Raw genomic sequence first — 13,473 nt, 5'->3', positions numbered from 1 at the left:
AGACTAGCAGAGGTGTATAACGCTTGTATAACACCACGGCATCAGCGAAGGGAGAGTCGGCATGCGCGTATTGATCACCGGGGGCAGCGGCTTCGTCGGCCAGGCCCTGTGCCGGCGGCTGGCGGACGCCGGCCACCGGATACAGGTCGTGTCTCGGGATCCGGCCCGGGCCAGGCTGCGCCTGCCCGAAGGCGTCGACATTCGGCGCGCCGCCACGGACTTCGTGGATACCCCGCCGGACGCCCTGGTCAACCTGGCCGGGGAGTCCATCGCCGCCCGGCGCTGGAGCGAGGCGCAGAAGGAGCGGATGCTCGATTCCCGGCTCAACGCCACCCGGGACCTGGTGCGTCTCTGCGAGCAGCTCCAGGCCAGCCGGGGCAAGGCTCCGACGGTGATGGTCTCGGCCTCGGCCATGGGCTACTACGGCGATCAGGGCGAGCGACTGGTCACCGAGGAGACGCCGCCCCACGACGAGTTCGCCCATCGCCTCTGCCGGCAATGGGAGGACGCCGCCCGGGAGGTGACCGCCCATGGTCCTCGCCTGGCGATCCTGCGGCTGGGCCTGGTGCTGGACGCCGGGGGCGGCACCCTGCAGAAGATGCTGCCGCCCTTCCGGCTGGGGCTGGGCGGCCGCTTCGGCGACGGCCGCCAGTACATGCCCTGGGTGCATCGCCAGGACCTGGTGAGCATGATCCTCTTCCTGATCGAGCGGGACGACCTGGAAGGCGCCTTCAACGGCAGCGCGCCGAATCCGGTGACCAACGCCGAGTTCACCCGGAGCCTGGCGCGCCACCTTCACCGGCCGGCGCTCTTCCCGGTCCCCGCCAAGGTCCTGGAGGTCGCCTTCGGCGAGATGTCGCGCCTGCTGCTGACCGGCGCGGACATGCGCCCGCAGCGCCTGGAGCAGGCCGGCTTCGTGTTCCGCTTCCCCACCCTGGACGAGGCGCTGGACGATATCCTGGGCTAGCAAATCCCTTTCGCGTTAACCTGACCCGAAACCACGAGCCCCCGCCGGCAAGCTGCCGGCGGGGGCTCGTGGTATGCCCGTGACGAGGGGGCTCGGGCCTAGCGGGTGTTCTCGTCGATGGTGACGATCACCCGCACCGCGTCCAGGCGCAGCCGCGTGCCCTCGATGGCCGCATCCAGGGCCGCGCGTTCCTCGCGCAGCGCGGTGAGCTCGTCCTCGCGCACCGCGGGATTGCGCCGCGCCAGGGCCTCCAGACGGGTCAGCTCGGCGTCGAGCTCGCCGCGCATGCGAGCCTGGGCCGCCTCGACGATGCTCGGCAGCTCCCGCTCGGCCTCGGCCTCGGCGCGGTCGAGCAGGTCCCGGAGCTGGTCGTGGCGGCTCTTGATCAGGTCCCGGGCCACCGCCTTCTTGACCTTCTGCAGGTTCTTGGAGAGCCCGGTGAAGGACACCTTGGCGGTCAGGTTGGCGCCGGACTCGTCGAGCAGCACCCGCACCGCGGTGGGCGGCAGGAAGCGGTTGAGGTGCAACCGCTTCGGCGCCGGGCAATGGGTGCGGAACACCAGCTCGGCCATCAGCCGGCCGCCGGGAATCGACGGGTGCTTGAGCAGCGCCAGGGCGGTGTTGCCCATGGTGCCGTCCAGGATGCGTCCCATCATCTCGCGTGCCAGCGGGTGCTCCCAGGACAGTCGCTGGACGTCGTCCCGGGCCAGGGCGCGCTCCCGGGAGAAGGTGGCGGAGAAGCCGTCCTCGCCCTTCACCAGACCCGGCAGGCCGTCGAGCATCTGCGGGCCGGGACGCAGGTGGACGAGGTCGCCCCCGATGTCCCGGGCGTCCACCCCGAAGATGTCCAGGGCCTGGTCCACGTAGCGGCGCAGGGCGCGGTCCTCGTCCAGCTCGCGGATGGCGGCGATGGTGGCCGCGGCGCGCTCGTGGCGGCAGGCGTTGAGCTCGAGCAGGCGGTTGCGGCCGGCGTCGCGTTCGGCGAGTCGGCTGTCGAACAGTGCGCGGGTCTCCTCGATGACCTCGTCCAGGCTCTCCTCGTCGAGCAGCGCGTCGGCCAGGGCGTCGCCGAAGGCCTCGAAGAGTTCCCCGCCCAGGCCGTGTGGCGCGTCGAAGGCGTCCATGCCCTCCTGGTACCAGCGCAGCAGCTGCTCGCCGGGGCTGCCGGCGAAGACGGGCGCATGGATCTCGATGGCGTGGCGCTGGCCGATCCGGTCGAGGCGGCCGATGCGCTGCTCGAGCTGGTCCGGGTGCAGCGGCAGGTCGAACATCACCAGGTGACGGCAGAACTGGAAGTTGCGGCCCTCCGAGCCGATCTCCGAGCACACCAGCACCTGGCAGCCCTCTTCGGGATCGGCGAAGGCGGCGGCCGCCCGATCGCGCTCCACCAGCGACAGCCCCTCGTGAAACACCGGGGCATGCACGCCGCCCAGCACCCGCAGGCCCTCGGCGAGCCCCAGGGCGGTTTCCCGGTCGTGGGCGATCACCAGCACCTTGTCGTCGCCGAGCTCGGTGAGCCGCTCGAGCAGCCAGGTGACCCGGGGGTCGAACTGCCACCAGGGCTCGCCGTTCAGGGGATCGTCGGCGAGCGCCCGGTACATGGCGTCCAGGTAGACCAGCACCTCGGGATGGTCGAGGCCGGTCTCGATCAGCAGCTCGTCCAGGTAGTCCTCGTCGCGTTCCAGGCGGCGCAGCACCCGCCGATAGGGGGAGGGCAGGTCCAGGCGCTCGACGTGCAGGCGTCGCTCGGGGAAGCCGCCCACGTGCCGGCGGCTGTTGCGGAACATCACCCGGCCGGTGCCATGGCGATCGAGCAGCTGGTCGCGCAGCTGATCCCGGGCGGTCGCCTGCTGGTCGGCGTCGCCCTCGGGATGGGCGAGCAGGTCGAGCAGCGCCTGGCTGTCGGGGTCGTCGACCACCGCGGCCACGGCGGCGCGATCCTCGGCGCGACGCTCGCCGGCCTCGCCGGGCAGGCGCTCGAGGGCGTCGATGGCGGCGGCGACCTCCACGTAGTGGCGCTCCTCCTCCTGGAAGGCCGCCAGGCTGTGATAGCGATCCGGGTCGAGCAGGCGCAGCCGCGCGAAGTGGCTGGCCTGGCCCATCTGCTCCGGGGTGGCGGTGAGCAACAGCATGCCGGGCACGGTGGCGGCCAGGCGCTCGACGCAGGCATAGCCGGGCCCCACGGCCTCCTCGGACCATTCCAGATGGTGGGCCTCGTCGACGATCAGCAGGTCCCAGTCGCAGGCCTCGGCCTGTTCCTGGCGGTGGGGATTGGCGAACAGCCAGTCCTGGCTGGCCAGCACCAGCTGGCCGGCCTCGAAGGGGTTGCCGGGGCCCTGGGCCTGGCTCTGCTGCTCGTCGAGCAGCGTGACCTCCAGCGAGAAGCGCCGCAGCAATTCCACCAGCCACTGATGGCAGAGGCTCGCCGGGACCAGGATCAGGGCTCGCTCGGCACGGCCGGTGAGCATCAGCCGATGCAGGATCAGGCCGGCCTCGATGGTCTTGCCGAGCCCCACCTCGTCGGCCAGCAGCACACGCGGCGCATGGCGACGGGCCACCTCGTCGGCGATGTAGGCCTGGTGAGGGATCAGGTCGATGCGCGGGCCGGCCAGGCCCAGGGCCGGACTCTGCTCGATCCGATGGTGGTGGTGCAGGGTGCGGAAGCGCAGGTCGAACCAGTCGTTGCGATCCACCTGGCCGGTCAGCAGGCGGTCCCGGGCCTGTTCGAACTGCATGGTGTCGGCGAGTCGCGACTCGGGCAGCTCGCGAACCTCGCCCTGGTCGTCCTCGCCGATGTAGACGATCAGGCCACCGGCCTCCTTGCTGTCATCGACGGTCATCCGCCAGCCCTCGGCGCACTGGATGCGGTCGCCGCTGCCGAACACCACCCGGGTCAGGGGGGCGTGCTGGCTGCTGTAGGTGCGGGTTTCCTGGCTGGCGCCGAAGAGGACGGTGACGCTGCGGGCGTCGCAGTTGAGGATGGTGCCCAGGCCGAGTTCGGCCTCGCCATCGCTGATCCAGCGCTGGCCGGGAGAGAAGTCGCTCATGGTGCCTCGGGGATGCTTGGGATCGGTTCTCGCGCCGCTGGCCACGCCCGGCCCTCGGCGACAGGGCGCGGTATCTTACAGCAAAGCCGGGCGCGGCTTAAGCCTCTCCTCAGCGGTTCCCCAGCCAGGCGTCCAGGGTGGCTCGGGTGACCTCGCCCACGTGCTGGTCGAGGGCCCGCCCCTCGGCGTCGAACAGCAGGGTGGTGGGCAGGCCCGGGGCGCCGCTCTCCACCATCAGCGTCTGGCGCGGGTCGAGCAGGGCATGGTCGAAGGTCAGGTCCCGGGCGTCGAGGTAGCGCACCACCGACAGCAGGTCCTCGCCCTGGTTGATCACCACCACGGTGACGCCGTCCCGGGCGTCGGCCTCGGCCAGCAGCGGCATCTCCCGCCGGCAGGGCGGACACCAGGTGGCCCAGAGGTTGAGGATGATCCGCTCGCCGTCGAGCTCGGCGAGGTTGACCGTCTCGCCGTCGAGGTCCTCCAGGGCCAGGTCCGGCAGCGCGCGCAGCGCCATGCCGCTGCCCAGCGGTGCCCAGACCACCAGCGCCAGCCACAGCAGGGCGGCGCCCAGCGTCAGGCCCAGGGCGCCGAGCAGGGCGGCGAGCCGGTCGCGCAGCGTCCAGGCGCTCCAGGCCAGGGCCGCGAGCAGCCCGAAGGCGCCGTGATAGCCCGGCTGCCACAGCTTGAGGACGTCCAGCGGCGCGTCCAGGTAGCTCGGCAGGTGCAGCGCCACATGACCGAGGCGGGCGCCGAGCAGCCAGGCGATCACGAGGCCGTTGAACCACCGGGCGTGTCGGCCCCGGGGCAGGCCCAGCAGGAAGGCACTGGCCGCCAGCAGCAGCAGGGCGCAGGCGAGGGCGTAGAGGCGGGGCAGGGCGATCAGCACGGGCCCCAGGGCGATGGCGTCCATGTCGGGGGAGGTCTCTCGAGCGCGGCTCGGCGCATCGCGGCCTGACCGGGTACACTGGGCGGATTCGTCTGACTCCAGCCTACTGCCGGCGGGCGGGGCTGTCATCCAGCGGGAGCATTCATGGCACGACAGGCCTTCGATACCCTGCGGGCCCTGGCCATTGCCAGCCAGGCCCTGGGCTTCATCCTCATCATCACCCTGGAAACCGTCATGGGCGACGCGGCACGGCCCTGGCAGGGCTGGACCCTGGCCGCCATGGTGGCGGCGGCGCTGTGGATCGCCCTGGTGCGGCTCTACCGGCGCAACAAGGCCCGCAAGGCCCTGGCCAGGCGCCTGGCCGACGTCGAGGACTGATCCCCCTTGACCCCGATCAAGCCGCGGGCCGGGAGGCCTGGTGCCGGCCGACTCAGCGACTAGTCTGAAAGGACACCGGGAGGCAGGCGCCTCCCCGCTTCGCAGTCTGCCAGGGGATCCACATGTACACATCGCTTCTCGTGCCCGTCGACGGCTCCGAGCATTCCGCCAAGGCCCTGGGCGTGGCCGCCCAGCTGGCCCGGGGCTCCTCCGCCAAGGTCTACCTGATGACGGTGGCCGAGTTCCCGCCCGAGAACATGGGGCTCTTCACCGGCGGCACGCCGGAACCCTTCACCGAAGAGGACCGGGAGAAGCTGGCCGCGGCCCTCAAGAAGGATGCCCGCCAGGCGCTGGACCGGGTCCAGGACATGGTCGACCTCTCGGGCCTCCAGGTGGAAGAAGTGGTCCGCCAGGGGCTGCCGGCGAAATGCATCATCAGGGAGGCCAAGACGCTCGGGGTCGATGCCATCGTCATGGGCAGCCGCGGCCTGAGCGACGTGCGCGGCATGATCTTCGGCAGCGTTTCCCACAAGGTCAGCCATGTCGCCGAATGCACGGTGATCACCGTGGCCTGAGGCGGCTCCCCTTCCGGTAAGGCGGCCGCCGCCCCCGCGGGGCGGCGGTCGTTCCCTTCGTGACGACACCATGTCACTGGTGTGTCGCGCACGTGACGTCGTTTGGCAAGTGGCTGATCCTCCAGCTTCTTTTCTTGAGGTCGCGCCGACGACGGCGCCCTGTCAGGCGAAAAATGTCACCGCACTGACATTGTCTAGACAAGTCGCCTTCATGTCCCCCCGCGACAATGACGCCATTCCCAGAGGAGAGGCGTCATGTCGATTCCCAGCATCATCGTCGAGCGGCTGAGCAAGACCTTCGGTCGGAGCCCGGTCCTGCGCGATATCGGCTTCGAGATCCATGCCGGCGAGATGGTCGCCCTGATCGGGCCGTCCGGCTCCGGCAAGTCCACCCTGCTGCGTCATCTGGTCGGCCTGACCCGGGCGGACCGCCACGGCGGCCGGGTCCGGCTGCAGGGGCGCGAGGTCCAGGCCGCCGGCCGCCTGGTGTCGGCTCGCCGGCATGAGCGTTGCCGCGTGGGCTACATCTTCCAGCAGTTCAACCTGGTGGGGCGGTTGAGCGTGCTGACCAACGTCCTGGTAGGGCGCCTGGGCCGCATGCCCCGGGGTCGCGCCCTGCTGGCCCGGTTCACCGAGGCAGAGCGGGCCATGGCGCGTCGCGCCCTGGCCCGGGTGGGCCTGGCCCAGCTGGCGGACCAGCGCGCCAACACCCTGTCCGGCGGACAGATGCAGCGGGTCGCCATCGCCCGGGTGCTGATGCAGGACGCCGAGATCATCCTGGCCGACGAGCCCATCGCGTCCCTGGACCCGCGCAGCGCCCAGGAGGTGATGCAGATCCTCCAGCGCATCCATGAGGAAGACGGTCGCACCGTGGTGATCACCCTCCACCAGGTCGACGTCGCCCGCCGCTTCTGCAAGCGCGCCATCGCCCTCAAGGACGGCCGCCTCTACTTCGACGGGCCCATCGGCGGGCTGACCGATGCCCGTCTCACTGCGCTCTACGACAACGCCGGGCTCGACGAGCTCAAGCCCCGTAGCCCAGCCACCGACCTCGCGGCGCCCGTCGGCGCCCTGGGCTGATTCCCGCAAGGCTTCATCACCCGAGGAGACCCATCATGTCACTCACGTCCTTCCGTCGCCTGACCCTGCCGCTGATCGCCGGTGTTGGCCTTGCGGCCAGCCCCTTCGTGGCCGCCGAGGAGCCGCTGAAGTTCGGCATCATTTCCACCGAGTCGAGCCAGAACCAGGCCCCGCTGTGGGACCCCTTCCTGGCCGAGCTGTCCGAGGCGCTGGATCGCGAGGTCGAGCCCTTCTTCGCCACCGACTATGCGGCGGTCATCCAGGCCATGCGCTTCGACCAGATCGACCTGGCCTGGTACGGCAACAAGTCCGCCATGGAGGCCGTGGACCGCGCCGGCGGCGAGATCTTCGCCCAGACCGTGGCCGCCAACGGCGCCCCCGGCTACTGGAGCCTGATGATCACCCATCAGGACAGCGAACTGGAGAGCGTCGAGGACGTCCTGAGCAACGCCTCCGAGCTGATCTTCGGTAACGGCGATCCGAACTCCACCTCCGGCTTCCTGGTGCCGGGCTACTACGTCTTCGCCCAGAACGGCGTCGATGCCGCTACCGCCTTCAAGCGCACCCTGAACTCCAGCCACGAGACCAACGCCCTGTCGGTGGCCAACGGCCAGGTGGACGTCGCCACCTTCAACACCGAGAGCATGGAGCGCCTGGAGGAGGTCCATCCGGAGAAGGCCGAGCAGCTCAAGGTGATCTGGCAGTCGCCGCTGATCCCTTCCGACCCCCTGGTGTGGCGCGAGAACCTGACCGACGAGCTCAAGGGCGAGCTGCGCGACTTCTTCTACGCCTACGGCGAGACCGAGGCACAGCAGGCGATCCTCGAACCGCTGCAGTGGTCCGGCTTCGCCCCCTCCACCAACGACCAGCTGCTGCCCATCCGTCAGCTCGAGCTGTTCAAGCAGCGTGCCCAGATCGAGAACGACGACAGCCTGTCCCCCGAGGCGCGCGAGGCCGCACTGGTCGAGCTCGATGCCCGCCTCGACGAGCTGAACGAGCGCCTCGAGGCCCTTCAGGCCTCGGAGCAGGGCGGCACCACCGCCCAGGCCAGCTGAGCCGCCCCACCCCACCGGAACACGGGAGGGGCTCGCCCCCTCCCCTCTGGAGCCAAGCCACATGAATCAGTCTTCCGTCCTCAACGCCGCCGCCGGCAAGCGTGGCTGGGGCAGCCTGCTGGGCTGGGCCCTGACCCTGGGCGTGCTGTCCTGGGCCTGGCAGGGCGCCGAGATGCAACCAGCCCTGCTGGTCGCCAACGCCGACAACATGGCCGCCCTGGCCGGCGACTTCTTCCCGCTCGAGTTCGGCAGCCTGGGGCACTACATCGATCAGATGCTGGTGACCATCCAGATCGCCATCTGGGGCACCCTGCTCGCCGTGCTGGTGGCCATCCCGGCCAGCTTGCTGTCCTCCGAGAACCTCACCCCCTGGTGGGTCCACCATCCGGTGCGGCGCCTGATGGACGCCTGCCGCGCCATCAACGAGCTGGTCTTCGCCATGCTGTTCGTGGTCGCGGTCGGCCTGGGGCCCTTCGCCGGCACCCTGGCGCTGTTCATCCATACCACCGGGGTGCTCGCCAAGCTGTTCTCCGAAGCGGTCGAGGCCAGCGAGGCCGGGCCCATGGAGGGCATCCGCGTCACCGGGGCGGGGCGCATCGAGGAGATCGTCTTCGGCCTGATCCCCCAGGTCCTGCCGCTGTGGATCTCGGTGAGCCTGTATCGCTTCGAGTCGAACATCCGCTCGGCCACGGTACTCGGCATGGTCGGCGGTGGCGGCATCGGCGTGGCGCTCTGGGAGACCATGCGCGGTTTCCAGTACGGCGAGACGGCCACCATCATGCTGGTGATCATCGTCGCGGTGACCCTGCTCGACATGGCCTCCCAGCAAGTGCGCAAGCGTTTCATCTGACACGGATGCTTCCTCGGAAGCGTTTCGCCTGGAGGCAAGATGTCTAGACAACTCTCCGCCGACGGCGCTGCCATCCCTCGCTACCGCGCCCTGGCCGAGACCCTGGCCCGGGAGGTCCGCTCCGACTACCGCCCCGGGGAGCTGTTGCCCGCCGAGGCCCGGCTGGCCAAGCGCTTCGGCGTCAACCGCCACACCGTGCGCCGCGCCCTGGACGAGCTGGTCGCCGCCGGCATGGTCACCCGCCACCAGGGGCGCGGCACCCAGGTCGTCGACCGCCGCCTCGACTACGCCGTCGACGCCGGCAGCAAGGTGACCCACAACCTGGCCGAGCAGGGCCTGGCCACCGAGACCTGTTGCCTGGAGCAGGGCCTGCGCGAGCCGCCCGAGGCGATCGCCCAGCGCTTCGGCCTGGCCCATGGCGAGCCCCTGCTGTGCGTGGAGACGGTGCGCCACGTGGACGGCGCCCCCCTGCTGCGACTGCGCCACTGGTTCGATCCCCGGCGTGTGCCGAGCTGGTGCGAGCGCTACCGCGGCGGCTCCACCCGGGCGCTGCTCGACCAGCACTACGGCCTGCGTCTGCACCGCCGCCGGGTGCGACTGGAGGCGCTTCCGGCCGATGCCGACGACAGCCGGCTGCTGCAGTGCCCCCACCGCGCGCCCCTGCTGGCGCTGACCAGCGACAACGTCGACGCCGCGGGACGCCTGGTGGAGGTCTCGGTCAGCCGCGCCCGCGCCGACCGGCTCGCCTACCACATCGACTTCGATCACCCCACCACGGACCCCGACGAGGTGTTCCCATGAACCCGACCCAACGCCAGCGCCTGTTGGCGCTGACCCCCCGAGACCGCCTGGAGACGGGCTGGGACGAGCTGGCCCTCGGAGTCGAGTACCGCTGCGTCCGCGGTCCCGACACCGGCATGGCCATGGTGCGCGGCCGCATGGGCGGCACCGGCAATGCCTTCAACCTCGGCGAGATGACCCTGAGCCGTGCCAGCGTGGCGCTGCACGACGACGGCACCCTGGGCCACGGCTGGGTGGCTGGCCGCGACCATCGGCACGCCGAGCTGATCGCCCTCATCGACGCCTGCGCCCGGCGGCCCGACTGGGCCGAGCGCATCGACGCCGAGCTGATGGCCCCCCTGGCCCGGGAGCTGGACGCGGCCCGCGAGCAGACCTCGCGCACCGCGGCGGCGACCCGGGTGGACTTCTTCACCCTGGTACGAGGCGAATGATGATGCGCTGGCCTGCCTTTTCCGACCCCGTCCACGACGGGCAACGCCACTTCCGCCGAGTACTCGCCGCCATGGCCGAGCCGGGGACCCTGCACGTCGCCGCGGCGCCGGCGGTGCCCGAGGACGCGGCCATCGGCCCGGCCCTGTGGGCGACCCTGCTGTCGCTGTGCGATCTCGACACCCGCCTGTGGATCGCCCCGGGCCTCGAGGCCGGCGGCCTCACCGGGGCGCTGAGCTTCCACACCGGTTGCCGGCTGACCGCGGCCCCAGAGGACGCCGACTTCGCCCTGGTCACCCCGGGCACCCTGGCCGAGCCGGCTCCGCTCTTCGCCGAGGGCAGCGACGCCTACCCGGACCGCAGCACCACCCTGCTGGTGGTCCTCGAGGCCCTGGCCGAGGGCGATGCCTGGCGGCTGGCCGGGCACGGCATTCCCGATACCCGCGGCCTGGACCTTGGCGAGGCGGGGCCGCTGATGACCCGGCTGGCCGCCAACCGGGCCCGTTTCCCGCGGGGGCTGGACGCCATCCTGACCTGCGGCGAGCGCCTGGCGGCGATGCCCCGCAGCACCCGCATCGAGGCCAATGTTGCCGACATTCGACAGGAGGAGTGCCCATGTACGTCGCAGTGAAAGGCGGCGAGCAGGCCATCGCCAACGCCCACCGCTGGCTGGCGGATCGCCGTCGCGGCGATCGCGACCGGGCCGAGCTCTCGGTGGACCAGCTCGCCGGCCAGCTGAACCTGGCCGTGGACCGGGTGATGGCCGAGGCCTCGCTCTACGACCCAGAGCTCGCTGCCCTTGCCCTCAAGCAGGCCAGCGGTGACCTGGTGGAGGCGGTGTTCCTGCTGCGCGCCTATCGCACCACCCTGCCGCGCCTCGCCGAGACCGTGGCGCTGGACACCGGAGCCATGAGGATCGAGCGTCGCATCAGCGCCACCTACAAGGACGTTCCCGGCGGCCAGGTGCTGGGGCCGACCTACGACTACACGCATCGCCTGCTGGACTTCCTGCAGCTGGCCGAGGGCGAGGTCCCCGAACCGGCTCGGGCCGAGGCGGCCCTCGAAGCCTGTCCGCCGATCCTCGAGCAGCTCGACGCCGAGGGACTGATCGAGCGCGAGGTGGACGACGGTGCCGCGCCTTACGACATCACAAGGGATCCGCCCGACTTCCCGGTGGATCGCGCCACTCGCCTGCAGATGCTGGCCCGGGGCGACGAGGGGTACCTGCTGGCGCTGGGCTATTCCACCCAGCGCGGCTACGGCCGCAATCACCCCTTCGCCGGGGAGATCCGCATCGGCCAGGTGGAGGTGGAGATCGTGGTCGAGGAGCACGACGGCCCGGTGTGCATCGGCGAGATCGCCATCAGCGAGTGCCAGATGATCAATCAGTTCGCCGGCTCCCGGGAGATGGCGCCGCAGTTCACCCGCGGCTACGGCCTGGCGTTCGGCCGCAACGAGCGCAAGGCCATGGCCATGGCGCTGGTCGACCGGGCGCTGCGCGCCGAGGAGCTGGGGGAGCCGGTGGAGAGCCCCGCCCAGCAGGCGGAGTTCGTGCTGGCGCACGCCGACAGCGTCGAGGCCTCGGGCTTCGTCTCCCACCTCAAGCTTCCCCACTACGTGGACTTCCAGTCCGAGCTGGAGCTGCTGCGCCGCCTGCGTCGCGCCCATGGCGAGCCTCAGTCCGGCGGCGACGAGGACAGCAGCGAGGTGGCCGATGGCGGAAGCGGGGCGCAAGCACCGGCGGACACCCACCCCCCCAGCGAAACCGAGCAGGTGGCCCCATGAATGGCTATAACTTCGCCTATCTCGACGAGCAGACCAAGCGCATGATCCGCCGCGGCCTGCTCAAGGCCGTGGCCATCCCCGGCTACCAGGTGCCCTTCGGCGGCCGCGAGATGCCCATGCCCTACGGCTGGGGCACCGGCGGCATGCAGCTCACCGCCAGCATCCTCGGCGAGGACGACGTGCTCAAGGTGATCGACCAGGGCGCCGACGACACCACCAACGCGGTGAGCATCCGCGCCTTCTTCGAGCGGGTCGCCGGGGTCGAGACCACCACCGACACCGCCGCGGCGGACGTCATCCAGACCCGTCACCGCATCCCCGAGACCCCGCTCTCGGCCGGCCAGGTCCTGGTCTTCCAGGTGCCGATCCCCGAGCCGCTGCGCTTCATCGAGCCCAGCGAGGAGGAGACCCGGGTGATGCACGCCCTGGAGGAGTACGGGGTGATGCACGTCAAGCTCTACGAGGACATCGCCCGGCACGGCCATATCGCCACCACCTACGCCTACCCGGTGAAGGTCGACGGCCGCTACGTCACCGATCCCTCGCCGATTCCCAAGTTCGACAACCCCAAGCTGCACATGAGTGATGCGCTGATGCTGTTCGGCGCCGGCCGGGAGAAGCGCCTCTACGCCATCCCGCCCCACACCCGGGTCGAGAGCCTGGACTTCGAGGATCACCCCTTCGAGATCCAGGCCTGGGACGCACCCTGCGCGATGTGTGGCGCCCGGGACAGCTTCCTCGACGAGGTGATCACCGATGACGCCGGCGGGCGCATGTTCGTCTGCTCGGATACCGACTACTGCCAGAAGTGCCGCGAGGAGGTGGCATGAAGCGTCCGCAACTCGAGCGTCCCGCCCTGCTGGAGGCGCGGGACGTGACCCGCCTCTACGGTCCCGGCAAGGGCTGCGAGGCCATCGACTTCACCCTGCATGCCGGCGAGGTGCTGGGCATCGTCGGCGAGTCGGGCTCCGGCAAGTCGACCCTGCTGCGCACCCTGTGCGGCATGGAGGCCCCGGACGCCGGTCGGGTCCTCTACCACGGCCACGAGGGCGAGCTCGACCTCTACGCCATCGGCGAGGCACGGCGCCGGGCGCTGCTGCGCATGGAATGGGGGCTGGTCCACCAGAACCCCCGCGACGGCCTGCGCCTGGGCGTCTCCGCCGGCGCCAACGTCGGCGAGCGGCTGATGGCCCTGGGCCAGCGGCACTACGGCCAGCTGCGCGCCGCCGGCCAGGACTGGATGGGGCGCGTGGAACTCGACCCGGGCCGCATCGACGATGCCCCCCAGCACTTCTCCGGCGGCATGCAGCAGCGACTGCAGATCGCCCGCACCCTGGTCACCCGCCCGCGGCTGGTGTTCATGGACGAGCCCACTGGCGGCCTGGACGTCTCGGTGCAGGCACGGCTGCTCGACACGCTGCGTACCCTGGTGCGCGAGCTGGGCCTGTCCGTGGTGCTGGTGACCCACGACCTGGCCGTGGCCCGGCTGCTCGCCGACCGGCTGCTGGTGATGCGCCGCGGCCGGGTGGTGGAATCCGGCCTGACCGACCAGATCCTCGACGACCCGCAGCATGCCTATACCCAGCTGCTGGTGTCGTCGGTGCTGACGCCCTGAGGAGC

Annotated in this window: 14 protein-coding genes; 12 read left to right on the top strand and 2 right to left on the bottom strand. The window is 70.8% G+C overall.

Translation table 11 applies throughout. The annotated features are described in order from the left end of the window. The first annotated feature begins 61 nt into the window (after positions 1 to 61). Positions 62 to 967 carry a TIGR01777 family oxidoreductase gene (locus BEI_RS16775; RefSeq protein WP_097790580.1) on the top strand — a complete coding sequence of 302 codons (906 nt, stop codon included), beginning with the start codon at positions 62 to 64 and terminating at the stop codon, positions 965 to 967. 98 nt (positions 968 to 1,065) lie between these two features. On the opposite strand, the gene rapA is transcribed toward BEI_RS16775, so the two are convergent. Continuing rightward, on the bottom strand, positions 1,066 to 4,014 hold the full coding sequence (rapA, locus tag BEI_RS16770; RefSeq protein ID WP_097790579.1) for an RNA polymerase-associated protein RapA: 2,949 nt from the start codon (positions 4,012 to 4,014) through the stop codon (positions 1,066 to 1,068). 109 nt (positions 4,015 to 4,123) lie between these two features. Beyond that, positions 4,124 to 4,924 carry a TlpA family protein disulfide reductase gene (locus tag BEI_RS16765; protein WP_097790578.1) on the bottom strand — a complete coding sequence of 267 codons (801 nt, stop codon included), beginning with the start codon at positions 4,922 to 4,924 and terminating at the stop codon, positions 4,124 to 4,126. A gap of 120 nt (positions 4,925 to 5,044) precedes the next feature. On the opposite strand from BEI_RS16765, the gene BEI_RS16760 reads away from it, so the two are divergent. The 11 genes from BEI_RS16760 (at position 5,045) to phnK (ending at position 13,468) form a co-directional block, all read left to right on the top strand. After that, entirely contained in the window at positions 5,045 to 5,278 is a 234-nt protein-coding gene (locus BEI_RS16760; RefSeq protein WP_097790577.1) for a hypothetical protein, read from the top strand. A 122-nt stretch (positions 5,279 to 5,400) separates the two neighbouring features. Further along, positions 5,401 to 5,853 carry a universal stress protein gene (locus BEI_RS16755; protein WP_097790576.1) on the top strand — a complete coding sequence of 151 codons (453 nt, stop codon included), beginning with the start codon at positions 5,401 to 5,403 and terminating at the stop codon, positions 5,851 to 5,853. A 255-nt stretch (positions 5,854 to 6,108) separates the two neighbouring features. Continuing rightward, complete coding sequence (gene phnC, locus BEI_RS16750; protein WP_097790575.1) at positions 6,109 to 6,933, top strand: phosphonate ABC transporter ATP-binding protein; 825 nt, start codon at positions 6,109 to 6,111, stop codon at positions 6,931 to 6,933. A 35-nt stretch (positions 6,934 to 6,968) separates the two neighbouring features. Beyond that, positions 6,969 to 7,988 (top strand): phosphonate ABC transporter substrate-binding protein, encoded by a 1,020-nt coding sequence (phnD, locus tag BEI_RS16745; protein ID WP_097790574.1) that lies wholly within the window; start codon positions 6,969 to 6,971, stop codon positions 7,986 to 7,988. A 61-nt stretch (positions 7,989 to 8,049) separates the two neighbouring features. Then, positions 8,050 to 8,838: a phosphonate ABC transporter, permease protein PhnE gene (phnE, locus tag BEI_RS16740; RefSeq protein WP_097790573.1), complete on the top strand. Its 789-nt coding sequence runs from the start codon at positions 8,050 to 8,052 to the stop codon at positions 8,836 to 8,838. A 39-nt stretch (positions 8,839 to 8,877) separates the two neighbouring features. Next, positions 8,878 to 9,639 (top strand): phosphonate metabolism transcriptional regulator PhnF, encoded by a 762-nt coding sequence (gene phnF / locus BEI_RS16735; RefSeq protein WP_097790572.1) that lies wholly within the window; start codon positions 8,878 to 8,880, stop codon positions 9,637 to 9,639. Next, entirely contained in the window at positions 9,636 to 10,070 is a 435-nt protein-coding gene (gene phnG / locus BEI_RS16730; RefSeq protein ID WP_097790571.1) for a phosphonate C-P lyase system protein PhnG, read from the top strand. Before phnF ends, phnG begins: the two co-directional genes overlap by 4 nt. Next, positions 10,070 to 10,699, top strand: a complete 630-nt coding sequence (gene phnH / locus BEI_RS16725; protein ID WP_227644507.1) for a phosphonate C-P lyase system protein PhnH — start codon at positions 10,070 to 10,072, stop codon at positions 10,697 to 10,699. The genes phnG and phnH overlap by 1 nt, the downstream gene beginning before the upstream one ends. Beyond that, on the top strand, positions 10,684 to 11,853 hold the full coding sequence (locus tag BEI_RS16720) for a carbon-phosphorus lyase complex subunit (protein WP_097790570.1): 1,170 nt from the start codon (positions 10,684 to 10,686) through the stop codon (positions 11,851 to 11,853). Before phnH ends, BEI_RS16720 begins: the two co-directional genes overlap by 16 nt. Further along, the gene (locus tag BEI_RS16715; RefSeq protein WP_097790569.1) at positions 11,850 to 12,683 is read left to right on the top strand and encodes an alpha-D-ribose 1-methylphosphonate 5-phosphate C-P-lyase PhnJ; all 834 of its coding nucleotides are present in this window, start codon (positions 11,850 to 11,852) and stop codon (positions 12,681 to 12,683) included. Before BEI_RS16720 ends, BEI_RS16715 begins: the two co-directional genes overlap by 4 nt. Further along, a complete protein-coding gene (gene phnK, locus BEI_RS16710; RefSeq protein WP_097790568.1) occupies positions 12,680 to 13,468 on the top strand; it encodes a phosphonate C-P lyase system protein PhnK in 789 nt (262 codons plus the stop codon). The genes BEI_RS16715 and phnK overlap by 4 nt, the downstream gene beginning before the upstream one ends. Positions 13,469 to 13,473: the final 5 nt, after the last annotated feature.

The sequence above is a fragment of the Halomonas beimenensis genome (assembly GCF_002549795.1).
GTDB lineage: Bacteria > Pseudomonadota > Gammaproteobacteria > Pseudomonadales > Halomonadaceae > Halomonas > Halomonas beimenensis.
This window is presented reverse-complemented; position numbering and strand designations above follow the sequence as displayed.

Excerpts from the sequence above, each read along its gene's own strand:
- phnG (WP_097790571.1), top strand. The coding sequence starts at position 9,636 with ATGAACCCGACCCAACGCCAGCGCCTGTTGGCGCTGACCCCCCGAGAC.
- BEI_RS16715 (WP_097790569.1), top strand. The coding sequence starts at position 11,850 with ATGAATGGCTATAACTTCGCCTATCTCGACGAGCAGACCAAGCGCATG.
- phnF (WP_097790572.1), top strand. The coding sequence starts at position 8,878 with ATGTCTAGACAACTCTCCGCCGACGGCGCTGCCATCCCTCGCTACCGC.
- BEI_RS16755 (WP_097790576.1), top strand. The coding sequence starts at position 5,401 with ATGTACACATCGCTTCTCGTGCCCGTCGACGGCTCCGAGCATTCCGCC.
- phnD (WP_097790574.1), top strand. The coding sequence starts at position 6,969 with ATGTCACTCACGTCCTTCCGTCGCCTGACCCTGCCGCTGATCGCCGGT.
- phnH (WP_227644507.1), top strand. The coding sequence starts at position 10,070 with ATGATGCGCTGGCCTGCCTTTTCCGACCCCGTCCACGACGGGCAACGC.
- phnC (WP_097790575.1), top strand. The coding sequence starts at position 6,109 with ATGTCGATTCCCAGCATCATCGTCGAGCGGCTGAGCAAGACCTTCGGT.
- BEI_RS16720 (WP_097790570.1), top strand. The coding sequence starts at position 10,684 with ATGTACGTCGCAGTGAAAGGCGGCGAGCAGGCCATCGCCAACGCCCAC.
- BEI_RS16765 (WP_097790578.1), bottom strand. The coding sequence starts at position 4,924 with ATGGACGCCATCGCCCTGGGGCCCGTGCTGATCGCCCTGCCCCGCCTC.
- BEI_RS16775 (WP_097790580.1), top strand. The coding sequence starts at position 62 with ATGCGCGTATTGATCACCGGGGGCAGCGGCTTCGTCGGCCAGGCCCTG.
- phnK (WP_097790568.1), top strand. The coding sequence starts at position 12,680 with ATGAAGCGTCCGCAACTCGAGCGTCCCGCCCTGCTGGAGGCGCGGGAC.
- phnE (WP_097790573.1), top strand. The coding sequence starts at position 8,050 with ATGAATCAGTCTTCCGTCCTCAACGCCGCCGCCGGCAAGCGTGGCTGG.
- BEI_RS16760 (WP_097790577.1), top strand. The coding sequence starts at position 5,045 with ATGGCACGACAGGCCTTCGATACCCTGCGGGCCCTGGCCATTGCCAGC.
- rapA (WP_097790579.1), bottom strand. The coding sequence starts at position 4,014 with ATGAGCGACTTCTCTCCCGGCCAGCGCTGGATCAGCGATGGCGAGGCC.